Source organism: Pseudomonas sp. MWU16-30316, assembly GCF_020515645.1.
Lineage (GTDB): Bacteria > Pseudomonadota > Gammaproteobacteria > Pseudomonadales > Pseudomonadaceae > Aquipseudomonas > Aquipseudomonas cerasi.
Map to the genome: position 1 here is coordinate 275,181 of NZ_JAIZAZ010000001.1, position 15,935 is coordinate 291,115.

Annotated in this window: 15 protein-coding genes; 11 read left to right on the forward strand and 4 right to left on the reverse strand. The window is 60.2% G+C overall.

Annotation, left to right across the window (positions count from 1 at the left end):
• Nucleotides 1-68: 68 nt before the first annotated feature.
• The 6 genes from LCH65_RS01410 (at nucleotide 69) to LCH65_RS01435 (ending at nucleotide 6,834) form a co-directional block, all read left to right on the forward strand.
• Nucleotides 69-599 carry a (2Fe-2S)-binding protein gene (locus tag LCH65_RS01410; protein ID WP_003368718.1) on the forward strand — a complete coding sequence of 177 codons (531 nt, stop codon included), beginning with the start codon at nucleotides 69-71 and terminating at the stop codon, nucleotides 597-599.
• Complete coding sequence (locus LCH65_RS01415) at nucleotides 596-1,585, forward strand: xanthine dehydrogenase family protein subunit M (protein WP_226439072.1); 990 nt, start codon at nucleotides 596-598, stop codon at nucleotides 1,583-1,585. The genes LCH65_RS01410 and LCH65_RS01415 overlap by 4 nt, the downstream gene beginning before the upstream one ends.
• Nucleotides 1,582-3,783 carry a xanthine dehydrogenase family protein molybdopterin-binding subunit gene (locus LCH65_RS01420; protein WP_226439073.1) on the forward strand — a complete coding sequence of 734 codons (2,202 nt, stop codon included), beginning with the start codon at nucleotides 1,582-1,584 and terminating at the stop codon, nucleotides 3,781-3,783. The genes LCH65_RS01415 and LCH65_RS01420 overlap by 4 nt, the downstream gene beginning before the upstream one ends.
• 411 nt (nucleotides 3,784-4,194) lie before the next feature.
• Nucleotides 4,195-5,634, forward strand: a complete 1,440-nt coding sequence (locus LCH65_RS01425; RefSeq protein ID WP_003431639.1) for a cytochrome ubiquinol oxidase subunit I — start codon at nucleotides 4,195-4,197, stop codon at nucleotides 5,632-5,634.
• Between the two features lie 3 nt (nucleotides 5,635-5,637).
• Entirely contained in the window at nucleotides 5,638-6,645 is a 1,008-nt protein-coding gene (cydB, locus tag LCH65_RS01430; RefSeq protein ID WP_003368713.1) for a cytochrome d ubiquinol oxidase subunit II, read from the forward strand.
• Between the two features lie 21 nt (nucleotides 6,646-6,666).
• Nucleotides 6,667-6,834 (forward strand): DUF2474 domain-containing protein, encoded by a 168-nt coding sequence (locus LCH65_RS01435; protein WP_003368712.1) that lies wholly within the window; start codon nucleotides 6,667-6,669, stop codon nucleotides 6,832-6,834.
• 94 nt (nucleotides 6,835-6,928) lie between these two features.
• On the opposite strand, the gene LCH65_RS01440 is transcribed toward LCH65_RS01435, so the two are convergent.
• Complete coding sequence (locus LCH65_RS01440; protein ID WP_003431638.1) at nucleotides 6,929-8,053, reverse strand: methyltransferase; 1,125 nt, start codon at nucleotides 8,051-8,053, stop codon at nucleotides 6,929-6,931.
• Between the two features lie 130 nt (nucleotides 8,054-8,183).
• Nucleotides 8,184-8,417 carry a helix-turn-helix transcriptional regulator gene (locus LCH65_RS01445; protein WP_003340758.1) on the reverse strand — a complete coding sequence of 78 codons (234 nt, stop codon included), beginning with the start codon at nucleotides 8,415-8,417 and terminating at the stop codon, nucleotides 8,184-8,186.
• A gap of 336 nt (nucleotides 8,418-8,753) precedes the next feature.
• On the opposite strand from LCH65_RS01445, the gene LCH65_RS01450 reads away from it, so the two are divergent.
• Nucleotides 8,754-9,530, forward strand: coding sequence for a ferredoxin--NADP reductase (locus LCH65_RS01450; RefSeq protein ID WP_003368708.1), 777 nt, complete (start codon nucleotides 8,754-8,756; stop codon nucleotides 9,528-9,530).
• 244 nt (nucleotides 9,531-9,774) lie between these two features.
• Here the strand turns inward: LCH65_RS01450 and mscL are convergent, their stop codons facing one another.
• Entirely contained in the window at nucleotides 9,775-10,221 is a 447-nt protein-coding gene (gene mscL, locus LCH65_RS01455) for a large-conductance mechanosensitive channel protein MscL (RefSeq protein ID WP_003368707.1), read from the reverse strand.
• Between the two features lie 196 nt (nucleotides 10,222-10,417).
• On the opposite strand from mscL, the gene radA reads away from it, so the two are divergent.
• Nucleotides 10,418-11,785: a DNA repair protein RadA gene (radA, locus tag LCH65_RS01460; protein WP_002555235.1), complete on the forward strand. Its 1,368-nt coding sequence runs from the start codon at nucleotides 10,418-10,420 to the stop codon at nucleotides 11,783-11,785.
• 14 nt (nucleotides 11,786-11,799) lie between these two features.
• On the opposite strand, the gene LCH65_RS01465 is transcribed toward radA, so the two are convergent.
• Nucleotides 11,800-12,174: a PilZ domain-containing protein gene (locus tag LCH65_RS01465; protein WP_003368702.1), complete on the reverse strand. Its 375-nt coding sequence runs from the start codon at nucleotides 12,172-12,174 to the stop codon at nucleotides 11,800-11,802.
• Nucleotides 12,175-12,459: 285 nt separating this feature from the next.
• Between LCH65_RS01465 and LCH65_RS01470 the strand changes: the two genes are divergently transcribed.
• From LCH65_RS01470 to yjiA, 3 genes are all read left to right on the forward strand, one after another.
• Nucleotides 12,460-14,535, forward strand: coding sequence for a carbon starvation CstA family protein (locus LCH65_RS01470; protein ID WP_003368701.1), 2,076 nt, complete (start codon nucleotides 12,460-12,462; stop codon nucleotides 14,533-14,535).
• A 27-nt stretch (nucleotides 14,536-14,562) separates the two neighbouring features.
• The gene (locus LCH65_RS01475; RefSeq protein ID WP_003313802.1) at nucleotides 14,563-14,760 is read left to right on the forward strand and encodes a YbdD/YjiX family protein; all 198 of its coding nucleotides are present in this window, start codon (nucleotides 14,563-14,565) and stop codon (nucleotides 14,758-14,760) included.
• Between the two features lie 95 nt (nucleotides 14,761-14,855).
• A complete protein-coding gene (yjiA, locus tag LCH65_RS01480; RefSeq protein WP_096120808.1) occupies nucleotides 14,856-15,833 on the forward strand; it encodes a GTPase in 978 nt (325 codons plus the stop codon).
• Nucleotides 15,834-15,935 lie beyond the last annotated feature (102 nt).

Below are 15,935 nucleotides of genomic sequence, written 5' to 3' on the forward strand. Positions count from 1 at the left end.
CCTCGCGAAGTCCCACCCCTTAAGACGCATAAAAAGTGCGCTAAGCGACCGCCTACCGTGAGGTTTCCATGAGTGCAACGACCCCGAACCCCCAGGACTTCGCCACCCACGCGATTTCTCTGACCCTGAACGGACAGCTCCGCCAACTGGATGTGCTGCCCTGGACCACCTTGCTTGACCTGCTGCGCGATCAGCTCGATCTGGTCGGCACCAAGAAAGGCTGCGACCACGGCCAGTGCGGTGCATGTACCGTACTGCGCGACGGCACGCGCATCAATGCCTGCCTGACGCTGGCGATCATGTGTGACGGCGCCGAGCTGACCACCATTGAAGGCCTGGCCGATGGCGACCAGTTGCACCCCATGCAGCAGGCGTTCATCAAGAACGATGCGTTCCAGTGCGGCTACTGCACGCCCGGGCAGATCTGCTCGGCTGTCGGGCTTGCCAATGAAGGTCGCGCCAGCACGCGTGCCGAGATTCAGGAACTGATGAGCGGTAACCTGTGCCGCTGCGGTGCCTACAGCAATATTCTCGCCGCCGTCGAAGAGGCGTTGCCACAGTTCCACAATGCGGCGCCGAAGCCGGAGGTGAACGCATGAATCCGTTTACCTACAGCAAGCCGACCGACATCACCGCAGCGGTCAACCTGAGCGGCCCGGCCACGCGCTTCATTGCGGGCGGCACCAACCTGCTCGACCTGATGAAAGAAAACGTCGCCACGCCCGAGCACCTGATCGACATCACCGGCCTGCCTTTAAGGGATGTCACTGAAACCGCCTCGAGCGGTCTGATGATCGGTGCGTTGGTCAGCAACGCCGACCTGGCCTATCACCCGTTGATCGAAGCGCGTTACCCGCTGCTGAGCAAAGCGGTGCTGGCCGGTGCGTCGCCGCAGTTGCGCAACATGGCCAGCACTGGCGGCAACCTGCTGCAACGCACCCGCTGCTATTACTTCTATGACACCGGCGTGCCGTGCAACAAGCGCGAACCGGGCAGCGGCTGCCCGGCGCGCACCGGCGTGAATCGCATTCACGCGATTCTCGGTGCCAGCGAAGATTGCGTCGCGACTCACCCTTCCGACATGTGCGTGGCCCTGGCTGCGCTGGAAGCGGTGGTGCATGTCCAGGGACGTGCCGGTCGTCGCACCATCGAGTTCGCGGATTTCCACCGCCTGCCGGGTGATGCGCCGCAGCGTGACAATCAGTTGGCCGACGATGAGTTGATCATTGCCGTCGAGCTGCCTGCAAACGGCTTTGTCAGCCACAACGCTTATCTGAAAATCCGCGACCGTGCGTCCTACGCGTTTGCCCTGATATCGGTGGCTGCCGCCATCGATCTGGACGGCGAGGTGATTCGCGACGTGCGTCTGGCATTGGGCGGTGTCGCGCACAAGCCATGGCGCGACAAGGCGGTCGAAGCGCTGCTGATCGGCAAACCGGTCACCCGCGAGAACTTCGCCGCTGCCGCAGACGCCATGCTTGAAGATGCCCAGCCTCTGGAGCACAACGGTTTCAAAGTCAGACTGGCCCGCCGCGCGATCATTCGTGCCTTGAGCGATGCCGCAACAGGAGGGAGCGCCCAATGAACCAGCCATTTTCGCCAATGGGCAAGCCTGTGGACCGCGTCGACGGCCGATTGAAAGTGACCGGTGGCGCACGTTACGCCGGTGAATACCCTGAAGAAGGGTTGCTTTACGGCAGCGTGGTCTCCAGCACCATCGCCAACGGGCGCGTCGCCAGCATCGATACGAGCGAGGCAATGAAGGTGCCGGGTGTGGTCGCGGTCATCGACCACACCAATCGTCCTTCGCTGGCCAGCTACGACGAAAACTATGAAGACGCCGATTCGGCTGACGGGTCGCCGTTTCGTCCTTTCTACAACGACAACGTGATGTACAGCGGTCAACCGCTTGCGCTGGTCGTTGCCGATACGCTGGAGCTGGCGCGGCATGCTGGCTCGCTGGTGCGTATCGAGTACGAGCAGCAGGAGCACCAGACCGATCTGCAGGCCATGCTCGACACCGCTTATGACGCGCCTGCCGAATTGCCGCCGCCGCGTGGCAACTTTGAGGGTGAACTGGCCAGCTCTGCGCTGAGTGTGGACGTGACGTACAGCACGCCCAGCGAATACCACAACCCAATGGAGCCGCACGCGTCGACCGTCCTGTATCAGGCCGATGGCAGCTTGCAGATTCACGACAAGACGCAGGGTACGCAAAACTGTCAGGACTACCTGCACAAGGTCTTTGGCCTGGAAAAGGACAAGATCCGTGTGCTGGCCGCCTTTGTCGGTGGTGCCTTCGGCTCCGGCCTGCGCCCGCAATATCAGTTGCCGCTGGTGGTGATGGCTGCATTGCACCTCAAGCGCTCCGTGCGCCTGACGCTGACCCGGCAGCAGATGTTCACCTTCGGTTATCGCCCGCGCACCATTCAGCGTCTGCGTCTGGGTGCGGCTGCCAACGGCCGTTTGCTGGCCGTCGGTCATGAGGCCATCGGGCAGACTTCGCGCTTCGAAGATTTCAGCGAACACGTGGTGGAATGGAGCGGCATGCTCTATCACTGCGACAACGTGAAGTTGACCTATAAGCTGGTGCCGCTGGATGTGTTCACGCCGCTCGACATGCGTGCGCCAGGTGCTGCCCTGGGCATGATCGGCCTGGAATGCGCCATGGACGAGCTGGCTTACGCCTTGGCCATCGACCCGGTGCGCCTGCGTCTGACCAACTACGCCGAGCGCAACGGTAACGAAGACAAGCCGTATTCGAGCAAGGAATTGCGCGAATGCTACGCCCAGGGTGCCGAACGCTTTGGCTGGTCCAGCCGTAACCCTGAGCCACGCAGCATGCGCCAAGGCCGTCAACTGGTCGGCTGGGGCATGGCCGGCGGTGTCTGGGAGGCCATGCAGATGAAGGCCAGCGCCAAGGCGCGTCTGCAAGGTGACGGCAAGCTGGTGGTCAGTAGTGCTACCACCGACATCGGCACCGGCACTTATACCGTCATGACGCAGATCGCTGCAGAATCGTCGGGTATCGAAGTGGATAACGTCAGCTTCCTGCTGGGTGATTCTTCATTGCCGACTGCGCCGTTGCAGGGTGGCTCGTTCACGGTTTCTTCAGTCGGTACTGCGGTGCAACAGGCCTGTCAGGCTTTGCAGCGTCAGGTACTGGAAGTTGCCAAGGGGCAGCATCCACAATTCGCTTCCGTGACGCCGGATCAGGTTCGCTTCGAAGCGGGCAAGCTGCACATAGGCGATCAGGCGCTATCGATGGCTGAACTGGCAGCGTCTCAGGCTCACGGTGTCATTGAGGTGCAAGTCGACGCCGAACCGGACAAGAAGCGTGAGGCCTACGCGGCAGCGACGCACTCAGCGGTGTTCGTTGAGGTGCTGGTTGACGAGGATCTGGGCACTATCAAGGTCAATCGTGTGGTCAGTGCCGTGGCGGCGGGCAGGGTCGTGAACCCGAAAATGGCGCGCAGCCAGATTCTGGGTGGCGTTGTCTGGGGCATGGGCATGGCGCTTCAGGAAGAGGCGATGCTTGACCACGACCTGGGCCGTCCGATGAACCACAGCCTGGCCGAGTACCACATCCCGGTGAACGCTGACATCGGCGACATCGACGTGCTGTTTGTCGAAGAACACGACGATATCGTCAACGCGCTGGGCTCCAAGGGCGTCGGTGAAATCGGCATCGTGGGCGTCCCGGCAGCGATCGCCAACGCGATCTATCACGCCACCGGCAAGCGGATCCGCGAGTTTCCGATCACGCTGGATAAGCTGTTGTAACAGCGACCGCAAATCCAACGGCCTATCATGCCAATGCTCTGCATTGGCATGCAGTGCGTGACGCTCTACATCCTCCTGCGCAAGCAGTGTGACGCGGAGCGTCACGAACGGCATTCCTACGCGGAGTGTGAGGAACGATAGGTGCCCGGAAGGACTCCGCATCTGCAAGCGCTGTGCAGGTGAGACAACCCGCCACGCGACAATAGACCACACGACTTTAATGGCTGAACAGGACTACTCTTTGATGGTCGATTGATCTGCATCATTGCGTTCAGGCAATGATCGGTGCATCGACCAGCGTTTCCGCCATTGGAAACGCCAGAATAAAGAAACATAAGCACTCATTACCGTGGGGGCAATCGCTGTTGGCTTGCGGCCGGCAGCAGGTTTCATCTGAGAGAGGAACATCCTATGTTCGGTTTAGAGGCTATAGATCTCGCCCGGATCCAGTTCGCATTCACGATTTCGTTTCACATCCTGTTTCCTGCCATCACTATTGGTCTGGCAAGTTACCTGGCTGTGCTCGAAGGCCTGTGGCTGAAGACCCGCGATGACGTCTACCGTGACCTGTACCACTTCTGGTCGAAGATTTTTGCTGTCAACTTCGGCATGGGCGTGGTTTCCGGGCTCGTCATGGCCTACCAGTTCGGCACCAACTGGAGCCGCTTCTCCGACTTCGCAGGTGCTGTGACCGGCCCGTTGCTGACCTACGAGGTGCTGACCGCGTTCTTCCTCGAGGCGGGCTTCCTCGGCGTCATGCTGTTCGGCTGGAATCGTGTCGGCCGCAACCTGCACTTCTTCTCTACGGTAATGGTCGCCATCGGCACGCTGATCTCCACCTTCTGGATTCTGTCGTCCAACAGCTGGATGCAGACGCCGCAAGGGTTCGAGATCATTGACGGTCGGGTCATTCCCACTGACTGGTTCGCCGTGGTCTTCAACCCGTCGTTCCCTTATCGCCTGACGCACATGGCGATTGCCGCATTCGTGGCGACGGCGTTCTTCGTCGGTTCGTCGGCTGCCTGGCACCTGTTGCGGGGCCGTGACACACCTGCGGTACGCAAGATGCTCTCGATGGCCATGTGGATGGCCCTGCTGGTGGCGCCTGTCCAGGCTGTCGTCGGTGACTTCCACGGTCTGAATACGCTCAAGCATCAGCCCGCGAAGATCGCGGCCATCGAAGGTCACTGGGAGAACGTCGGTGACGAACCGACCCCTCTGATCCTGTTCGGCATTCCCGACATGAAGGAAGAACGGACCAAGTTCGCGGTGGAAATTCCGTACCTGGGCAGCCTGATCCTGACTCACAGTCTCGACAAGCAGGTGCCGGCGCTCAAAGAGTTCAAGCCTGAGGATCGCCCTAACTCGACAATCGTGTTCTGGTCGTTCCGGGTCATGGTCGCCCTCGGCATGCTGATGATCTTCACCGGCCTGTGGAGCCTGTGGCTGCGCAAGCGCGGCACGCTGTATAACTCGCGTCCGTTCCTGTACCTGGCGTTGTGGATGGGGCCGTCTGGCCTGATCGCGATTCTCGCCGGCTGGTTCACCACCGAAATCGGTCGTCAGCCTTGGGTCGTGTACGGCCTGATGCGTACTGCGGATGCGTCGTCCGGGCACAGCGTGGCGCAGATGAGCATCACCCTGGTGCTGTTCGTGGTCGTCTACTTCGTGCTCTTCGGTACAGGTCTTGGCTACATGATGCGTCTGGTTCGCAAAGGGCCGAAAGCCTACGTCGAACATGTGCCTCACGGTGGTCCCGGCCAGCAACGCACACCGGCCCGTCCGCTCTCCGCCGCTGTTGAAGGCGAAGAAGATGGCGGCAATCTTGACCCGCTCGGCAAGGGGATTTAAGCCATGGGTATCGATCTTCCGCTGATCTGGGCCGTCATCATCGTCTTCGGCATCATGATGTACGTGGTGATGGACGGCTTCGATCTGGGTATCGGGATTCTCTTCCCGTTCATGAAGGACAGCTCCGACCGCGACGTGATGATGAACACCGTCGCGCCGGTCTGGGACGGCAACGAAACCTGGCTGGTGCTGGGCGGTGCGGCATTGTTCGGTGCTTTCCCGCTGGCCTACTCGGTGGTCCTGTCTGCGCTGTACCTGCCGCTGATGTTCATGCTCATGGGCCTGATCTTCCGTGGCGTGGCATTCGAGTTCCGCTTCAAGGCGACCGAGCTGAAGCGCCACTGGTGGGACAAAGCGTTCATTGGCGGCTCGCTGGCTGCGACCTTCTTCCAAGGCGTGGCACTGGGCGCCTACATTGAAGGCATTCCGGTGGTCGATCGCCAGTTTGCCGGAGGCTCGCTGGACTGGCTCTCGCCGTTCCCGATGTTCTGCGGGCTGGCCTTGATCGTTGCCTATGCGCTGCTGGGCTGCACCTGGCTGATCATGAAAACCGAAGGCTCGCTGCAGAAGGCGATGCATGATCTGGCACGTCCGCTGGCCCTTGCAGTGCTCGCGGTCATGGCCGTGGTCAGCCTGTGGACGCCGCTGGCTCATGCTGATATCGCGCATCGCTGGTTCAGCACGCCCAACCTGTTCTGGTTCATGCCGGTACCGATTCTGGTGCTGGTGACCATGTACGGTCTGTTCAAGGCGGTGGCCCGCAATGCTCACTACACGCCGTTTCTGCTGACCCTGTTGCTGATTTTTCTGGGCTACAGCGGTCTGGGGATCAGCCTGTGGCCGAACATCATTCCGCCTTCGGTATCGATCTGGGCAGCCGCCGCACCGCCGCAGAGCCAGGGCTTCATGCTGGTGGGCACGCTGTTCATCATTCCGTTCATTCTGGGCTACACCTTCTGGAGCTATTACGTGTTCCGCGGCAAGGTGACGGCTGCAGACGGTTATCACTAGTCCGAACCGAGGAGAATGACGATGTCTGGTAAGCATTCCATGCACGATCCTGATCCGGCGCTGAGCAAGCCGCTCTGGCAACGACTGGCCTGGCTGGTTGGAATCTGGGCGGGCAGCGTATTTGCGCTGTTCATCGTGGCCAGCCTGATGCGCATGTTCATGAGCGCAGCGGGCCTGACGACACACTGATACTGAATTCCCGTTCGTGTCCTCCGGACACGTTTTGCGACCCTCTTGCCACTCGCGTGGCAAGGGGGTCTTTTTTTTGTGCCGTGGGCCTGGGTTACTTGCGGGCTTTCAGAATCACGAATTTCGGCGTGGCGGCGACTTGCTCGACGCCGCGGAACAGGCGCGACAGCTTGGTGTGATAACCCAGGTGGCGATTGCCGACGATATACAGCGCCCCGCCGGTCACCAGAGCAGCCCGGGCCTGAAGAAACATCCGCCAGGCAAGAAAGTCGCCAACCACTTGCTGCTGGTGGAAGGGCGGGTTACACAGCACCACATCCAGCGAGTCAGGCTCCTGCATCTCCAGACCGTCGCCTGCGCGAAGCTGTACGTCGCGATCCCCCAGCGTCGCTTGCCAGTTCTCGGCTGCCGATTGCACGGCCATGAACGACTCGTCGACCAGCGTGTAGTGCGCCTGCGGGTTGTCCAGCGCGCTGGCAATGGCCAGCACGCCGTTACCGCAACCCAGGTCTGCGACCCTTGCCGTACCAAGGTTTTTCGGCAGATGCGGCAGGAAGGCGCGGGTGCCGATGTCCAGCCCGTCGCGGCAGAACACATTGGCATGGTTGAGCAGTTCGATGGCCGGATCATCCAGCCGGTAGCGCGTCGGGTAGGGCGAGGTGCGCACTTCCATGGGCTGTGGCGTGGCGAACAACAGCCTGGCTTTTTTCACTGCCAGCGAGGCTTGGACCGGTCCGACATATTCCTCCAGCAAGTCGCCCGCCGAGCGCGGCAAATGCTTGACCATTGCCGCAGCGATGACCCGAGCGCCGGGGGCCAGTTGGCCTTGCAGGCGTATCAGTTGCTCTTCGAGCAGCGCCAGGGTCTTGGGCACCCGGATCAGCACCCAGTCGAATGGCCCCTGCAACGCTTCGCTGGCCGGTATGTGCGGTACTGCGTCGTAGCTCATGCCGTTGCGTGCCAGATTTTTTTCCAGCCCCTGCGCCGCCAGAAACGAGTCGGTGCTGCTGATCACCGTGGCATGTGGCGCGAGACTTGCCGCCAACGCGCCGAAACTGTCATTGAGCACCAGAACCCGGCTTTGCAGGCTCAGCCCTGCTTCTGCAACATGATTGAGCAGGTACTCGTCAGCGGCATCGAAGGCCTGCAGGGGCTCATCCTGTTGCTCGGGTTGGCGAATGAGATCAAGTTCAGCGAAGGGACTGATGAGCAGGGGCATTGGCGGGAGAACTCTGTGCAATCGAAGGTATGTCAGTGAGCCCGATGACAGGTGGGCTCGCTGAGACAGACGATTTTACGTATTTTTTCGTTTCGATACCTGTCTGATTACGCGGTGATTGCCCGTTTTGTCAGAACATCCCGCTGAGCGCGGCTTGTACGGCGGCAGCCGTCTTGTTGCAAACGCCCATTTTTTGAATGGCGCTGGCAATGTGGAAGTGAATGGTGCGCTCCTTCAGGCAGAGGATCATTGCGATGTCGCCAGCTGTTTTGCCTTCAGCGGACCATTTGAGGACTTCGATTTCTCTCTGAGTCAGGTTTTTTGCTGGCGAGGGCTGTGAGAAATTTATGTCCATCGTGTTCATGTAGCCTCCTTGCAGTACGTGTACAGACCTTGCTGGGTGTTTATCCAGTTTAGGGACAAATACGTGGCAGTCCGTGGTGGCGCGGATCAGCCGGACGGATGGGCTGATGGCACTTGGCAGCGTGTTCTGGGGCTGTCGGCTGAAACCCCCGCGCGAGAAGGGTCGGGGTAATCGGCTCTGTGGATGTTCGACCCTGCAAGGGCTGATCCAAGAACCAAATACTCTAAGCTGCAGAGCCCGTTGCCGGGTAATCCATCACAAACAGCCGGTGTTTATCGAGCCTGCTTTGCGGGACACTGGGCGCTGCTTTCCATATTCAGGAGTTCAAAGCGCACCATGACCGTCAGTGACGACAAATTCACCCGACAGACACTGCAGCGTGTCACGCCGCTGACCGCGAACCTGTTCACCCTGCGTACCACGCGTGATCCCGGTTTTCGCTTTCGTGCCGGACAGTTTGCGCGTCTCGGGGTGACCAAGGCCGACGGCACGGTGGTATGGCGTGCCTATTCGATGGTTTCTTCTCCGCACGATGAGTTTCTGGAGTTTTTTTCCATCGTGGTGCCGGATGGCGAATTCACCAGCGAGTTGAGCCGCTTGCGTGAGGGCGACAGTCTGTTGGTGGAAAAGCAGGCGTTTGGTTATCTGACTCTGGATCGTTTCATTGACGGTCGCGATCTCTGGCTGTTATCCACAGGCACTGGGGTCGCACCGTTTCTGTCGATCCTTCAGGATTTCGAGGTCTGGGAGAAGTTCGAGCGGGTGATTCTGGTGTACAGCGTTCGTGAGTCGCGCGAGCTGGCCTATCAGCAATTGATTGCCGAACTGATGCAGCGTGAGTACCTGGCTGAATACGCGGACAAGTTTCTGTTTTTGCCTACGGTGACCCGCGAGCAGCATCCGGGTGCATTGAATGGGCGTATCACGCAGTTGATCGAAAACGGAGAGCTGGAGCGCGCTGCCGGTATTGCCCTCACGCCGGAGCATTCGCGGGTGATGTTGTGTGGCAATCCGCAGATGATCGATGACACTCGGGCGATTCTCAAGCAGCGCGAGATGCGCTTGAGCCTGTCACGCAAGCCGGGGCAAGTGGCGGTGGAAACGTATTGGTGATGGCTGGCAGCTGGCTATGGCTATCGTGCCGAGCATTGGCACGATAGTCACATAACTATCGTTCCTCACGCTCCGCGTGGGAATGCAGTTCATGACGCTCCGCGTCACACAGCGGCTTTTCTTTGTCAGGCGGATCAGCGCCAGGACGCAGCCGTCACTTACGTCGCAATTTGCGTCATTAGTGACATCGCGGTTGAAAGGCGCTGCGTGGGGGCGATGGCCTGCAGGTGCAGGCCTTACTCAATCAAGGCGTACGCGCAGGATCCACGGTAATGGGCGCTGCCGGTTTGCTCTGCTCCTTGAGCAGGTCGCGGATTTCGCTCAGCAGGATTTCCTGCTTGGTGGGCGTTGGCGGCAGGGTAGGCGCTTTGGCTTCTTCGCGTTTCAGGCGGTTGATGGCCTTGACGCCCATGAAGATCGCGAACGCGACGATAATGAAGTCGATAACGGTCTGGATGAACTTGCCGTAAGCCAGCAGTACCGCAGGTGCGGTCCCTTGCGCGGGGCGCAGGGTGACCGCCAGGTCACTGAAGTCGACGCCGCCAATCAACAGGCCCAGCGGCGGCATGATGACATCGCCGACGAACGAAGAAACGATCTTGCCGAATGCCGCGCCGATGATAATACCGACGGCCATATCAACTACGTTGCCTTTGACCGCGAATGCCTTGAATTCCTTAAGCACGCTCATGGGGTAATTCCTTGTAGCAGATAAATTTGATCCGGATGAGTGTAGCCCAGACGTACTGCTGCCGCCCGTGCCACGTTCAATCGACCGGAGTCGTCCGCGTAAGTTTTATCCGGTTTTCAAAAGCAGTCGTCGCCCTGCGACTGGCAGGTGTTGCAACCTGCGTTATCATGGGCGTTTTCTAACGACTGGGGTTGTCATGGCCAAGGCCAAACGCTTGTACGGCTGCACCGAGTGCGGCGCGACATTTCCCAAGTGGGCGGGCCAGTGCAGCGAATGCGGTGCCTGGAACACACTGGTCGAAACCATGATTGAAAGCGGTGCCGCCGCGCCGCCTACCGGGCGTACCGGCTGGACCGGTTCCCAGGCGCAGATCAGGACCCTGGCGGAGGTCAGTGTCGAAGAGATTCCGCGCTTCTCCACCAACTCCACCGAGCTGGACAGGGTGCTCGGCGGCGGTCTGGTTGATGGTTCGGTGGTGCTGATCGGCGGTGACCCCGGCATCGGCAAGTCCACGATCCTCTTGCAGACGCTGTGCAACATTGCCCAGCGCATGCCCGCGTTATACGTCACTGGTGAGGAATCCCAGCAGCAGGTCGCCATGCGTGCCCGTCGTCTGGGACTGCCGCAGGACAAGCTGCGGGTCATGACCGAAACCTGCATCGAGACCATCATTGCCACCGCCAAGGTCGAGAAGCCCAAGGTGATGGTGATCGATTCGATCCAGACGATTTTCACCGAACAGTTGCAGTCGGCCCCCGGCGGCGTGTCGCAGGTTCGCGAAAGCGCTGCCTTGCTGGTGCGTTACGCCAAGCAGAGCGGCACGGCGATCTTCCTGGTCGGTCACGTCACCAAGGAAGGCGCCTTGGCCGGTCCGCGCGTGCTTGAGCACATGGTCGACACCGTGTTGTATTTCGAGGGCGAGTCGGACGGGCGCCTGCGCCTGCTGCGGGCGGTGAAGAACCGCTTTGGCGCGGTCAACGAGCTGGGCGTGTTCGGCATGACCGACAAGGGCCTGAAAGAAGTCTCCAATCCGTCTGCGATCTTTCTTACCCGTGCGCAGGAAGAAGTGCCGGGCAGTGTGGTCATGGCGACCTGGGAAGGCACGCGGCCGATGCTGGTGGAGGTGCAGGCGCTGGTGGACGACAGTCACATGTCCAACCCGCGCCGCGTGACGCTGGGTCTGGATCAGAATCGTCTGGCCATGCTGCTGGCTGTTCTGCACCGCCACGGCGGCATTCCCACTCACGACCAGGACGTGTTTCTCAACGTGGTAGGTGGGGTGAAGGTGCTGGAAACCGCATCCGACCTGGCCTTGATGGCAGCCGTAATGTCCAGCCTGCGCAATCGTCCGCTGCCGCATGACTTGCTGGTGTTCGGTGAGGTGGGGCTGTCGGGTGAAGTCAGGCCGGTGCCCAGTGGACAGGAGCGCCTCAAGGAGGCCGCCAAGCACGGCTTCAAACGCGCCATCGTGCCCAAGGGCAATGCGCCTAAGGAGGCGCCGCCCGGTTTGCAGATCATTGCCGTTACGCGACTGGAACAGGCCCTGGATGCGCTGTTCGAGTAACCTCGCCCTGAGGATTATTCCTGCAGTTCGATCAAGGCTGCCAGTTCCCGATCCAGTTCCTCGGGGTCTCCGAGGTTCAATTCGACCAGCCGCCTCAGGTGGCTGATCGAGTCCAGCCCTATGTGCCGGCAAACGCATCCCAGTTGCCGTTTGTTGTCATGAGTGATTTCGACATCCATTTTCACATGGGCATCGTTGCTTAGAATGATGTCGACTTCAAAGGGCTGCGTCTGATCACCGTTCCACGGATCAGGCCGTTCGATCAGCAGCCCTTTGAGGGATAGGTCGACCAGTTGCACTTTCCAGCTTTTGTCGCCTTGCTTCAGATCGGTCTTGGCATCAAAGGCAATGCGTTTGAAACGACGGCGATCTGCAGGTGAGTCGGTCATCGAATGAACTCTCTTGTTGACCGCCGCCGGAGTCAGCGTGCAGGTCGTTATCTGATCGATTCTGTTGTCCATGCACGATAGACCGTAAAGCAATTGCAGAACAGTTCCGCATCACGGTTTTGTGATCGGGACGCCATCTGTCGAGGCCATTCCAGCCCTCTATGCCGGGTATCTGCCGCAATTGATCAAATTTCGACCTAGACCTTGGTTGGGGGTGGTCTTTCGCTGATCCGGCGCTAAACTCGCATGGCTTGCCTTCTAGTCAACTCTGCTGGAATAAAAAAAATGAAAAATAATAATAGTCTGATGCGCCATGTTCCCTGGCTCATCATCGCCATTGTCGGGGCATGTGCCCTTGGGGTCGTGGCCTTGCGTCGCGGAGAGGCGATCAACGCCTTGTGGATAGTGGTCGCTGCGGTAGCTATCTACCTGGTTGCCTATCGTTACTACAGTCTTTTCATCGCCACTCACGTCATGCAGCTCGATCCGCTGCGTGCGACACCGGCAGTGGTCAACAACGACGGTCTGGACTATGTGCCGACCAACAAACACATCCTCTTCGGTCACCACTTTGCAGCCATCGCCGGCGCAGGCCCGCTGGTCGGCCCGGTACTGGCAGCGCAAATGGGCTATCTGCCCGGTACGCTCTGGCTGATTGCCGGCGTGGTGCTGGCCGGTGCGGTGCAGGACTTCATGATCCTGTTCCTTTCCACGCGCCGTAACGGTCGCTCTCTGGGCGACATGGTGCGCGAGGAAATGGGCCGTATTCCCGGCACCATCGCGCTGTTCGGCTGTTTCCTGATCATGATCATCATCCTTGCGGTGCTGGCGCTGATCGTGGTCAAGGCCCTGGCCGAGAGCCCGTGGGGCATGTTCACGGTCATGGCGACGATCCCGATCGCGATGTTCATGGGCATTTATATGCGCTACATCCGTCCGGGGCGCATTGGTGAGATCTCCATTGTCGGCGTCATTCTGTTGCTCGGTTCGATCTGGGTCGGCGGCATGGTCGCGGCGGATCCGACCTGGGGTCCGATGTTCACGTTCACCGGTGTGCAGATCACCTGGATGCTGGTCGGCTACGGTTTTGTCGCGGCCATGCTGCCGGTCTGGCTGCTGCTTGCGCCACGTGACTACCTGTCGACCTTCCTGAAAATCGGCACCATTCTGGCACTGGCAATCGGCATCCTGATTCTGGCGCCCGAGCTGAAAATGCCGGCCCTGACCCAGTTCACCAACGGCACAGGCCCGGTCTGGAAGGGCGCATTGTTCCCGTTCCTGTTCATCACCATTGCCTGCGGTGCGGTATCGGGTTTCCACGCACTGATCTCGTCGGGCACGACGCCCAAGCTGCTGGATAACGAAAAGAACGCCCGCTACATCGGTTACGGCGGCATGCTGATGGAATCCTTCGTGGCCATCATGGCAATGGTTGCCGCTTCGGTGATCGAGCCGGGTGTGTACTTCGCCATGAACAGCCCTGCTGCGGTGGTCGGCAGTGACGTGGTAACAGTGGCGCAGACCGTGTCCAGCTGGGGCTTTGCCATCACGCCGGAGCAACTGACCGCTGTGGCGAAAGACATCGGTGAAAACACCGTGCTGGCCCGTGCCGGCGGTGCTCCGACGCTGGCCGTCGGTATCGCGCAGATCCTCCATCAGGTGCTGCCGGGTGAAAACACCATGGCGTTCTGGTACCACTTTGCGATTCTGTTCGAGGCGCTGTTCATTCTGACCGCAGTCGACGCCGGTACACGTGCCGGACGCTTCATGCTGCAGGACCTGCTGGGCAGCTTCGTCCCGGCGTTGAAGCGCACCGAGTCGTGGACGGCCAACGCCATCGGCACCGGCGGTTGCGTGGCGCTGTGGGGCTATCTGCTGTATCAGGGTGTAATCGATCCGCTGGGTGGCATCAATACCTTGTGGCCACTGTTCGGTATCTCCAACCAGATGCTCGCCGGTATCGCCCTGATGCTCGCCAGCGTGGTGCTGATCAAGATGAAGCGCCAGCGCTATGTCTGGGTGACCATGCTGCCTGCCACCTGGCTGCTGATCTGCACCGTGACGGCTGGCTTGATCAAGCTGTTCGATGCCAACCCTGCGGTAGGTTTCCTGGCCCTGGCCAAGAAATACAGCGCGGCGGCCGATGCCGGTCAGATTCTGGCCCCGGCCAAGACCATGGACCAGATGCAGCATGTGATCTTCAACGCTTACACCAACGCCGGGCTGACCGTGCTGTTCCTGTTCGTGGTGTTCAGCATCCTGTTCTACGCCATTAAAGTCGGCCGAGCGGCCTGGAGCACCAAGGAGCGCACCGACAAGGAAGCTCCGTTCCAGGCCATGCCGCCAGCGTCGCAGGTGTGACCATGCTTACACATAGAGGATTTGCCCATGTTCAATGACCTGAGTCGCCTCGGCAAATACCTCGGTCAGGCCGCGCGCCTGATGGTGGGCATGCCGGACTACGACACATACGTAGAGCACATGCAGAACACCCACCCGGACAAGCCGGTGATGACCTATGAGCAGTTCTTTCGGGAGCGGCAAGAGGCCCGTTACGGCGGCAAGGCCGGTCCGAAATGCTGTTGATCCGCTGATCTGCGTTATTGTTTGATCCGACGCGCCGCAGGCCATCACCTGTGGCGCGTTTTCATTTCAGCTGAATGCCTCACGCCAGGAGCCTTATGACTGAGTTGCAACCCATCCCCGTGACCGTGCTGACCGGCTTTCTGGGCGCCGGCAAGACCACCTTGCTGCGCCACCTGCTCAAGGCCGAACACGGCCTGAAAATCGCTGTGATCGAAAACGAATTCAGCGATGCAGGCATCGACAGCCAGTTGCTCGGCACGGACCCTGTGCAGATCATGACCCTGTCCAACGGTTGCGTGTGCTGCACCATCCACACTGACCTGACCAAGGCGCTCTACCTGCTGCTGGAGCGTCTGGACAGCGGCGAGATCGTGTTCGACCGGCTGGTGATCGAATGCACCGGGCTGGCCGATCCCGCGCCGGTCGCGCAGACCTTTTTCATCGATGAAGAGCTGCGCGAGCGTTACATCCTCGACGGCATCATCACCTTGGTCGACGCCGCGCACGCCGATACTCACCTGGCGCAAACCATCGCCCAGGCGCAGATCGGCTTTGCCGACCGGTTGCTGGTCAGCAAGCGTGACCTGGTCGACGATGCAGCCTTCGATGCCCTGAGCGCGCGCCTGACCCGCATCAACCGCCGCGCGCCGATCCGTATCGTCGAGCACGGCAGGATCGACCTCGCCGAACTGCTCGACGTACGCGGCTTCAACCTCAACGCCGACCTCGGCGGCGGCATGATCCTGCGCCCACTGGCCCCGACCGGTAATTCCGCTGACCGCATCAGCAGCCTGGTCCTGCGCAGTGAAAAACCGCTGAACCTGGACCGCCTCAGCGAGTTCATGAACGAACTGCTCGACGACCATGGCAAGCAACTGCTGCGTTACAAGGGCGTGCTCAACATCGAAGGCGAACCGCGCAAGATGGTGTTTCAGGGCGTGCTCAAGCTGTACGGCTTTGACTGGGACACCGAGTGGGCCGAGGGCGAAAAACGCGAGAGCGTGATCGTGTTCATTGCCGATGAATTGCCGGAGGAGAAGATCCGGGCGGGGTTCGAGAGGGTATGCGGCTGAGAGGTTGGGCTGCGAGTGAGCTTCTGCCCATAGAGTGATCTGCCCAACAAAAAGCCCCGGCTCTCACGAGCCGGGGCTTTTTGGTACTGCGTTTAAACCAGG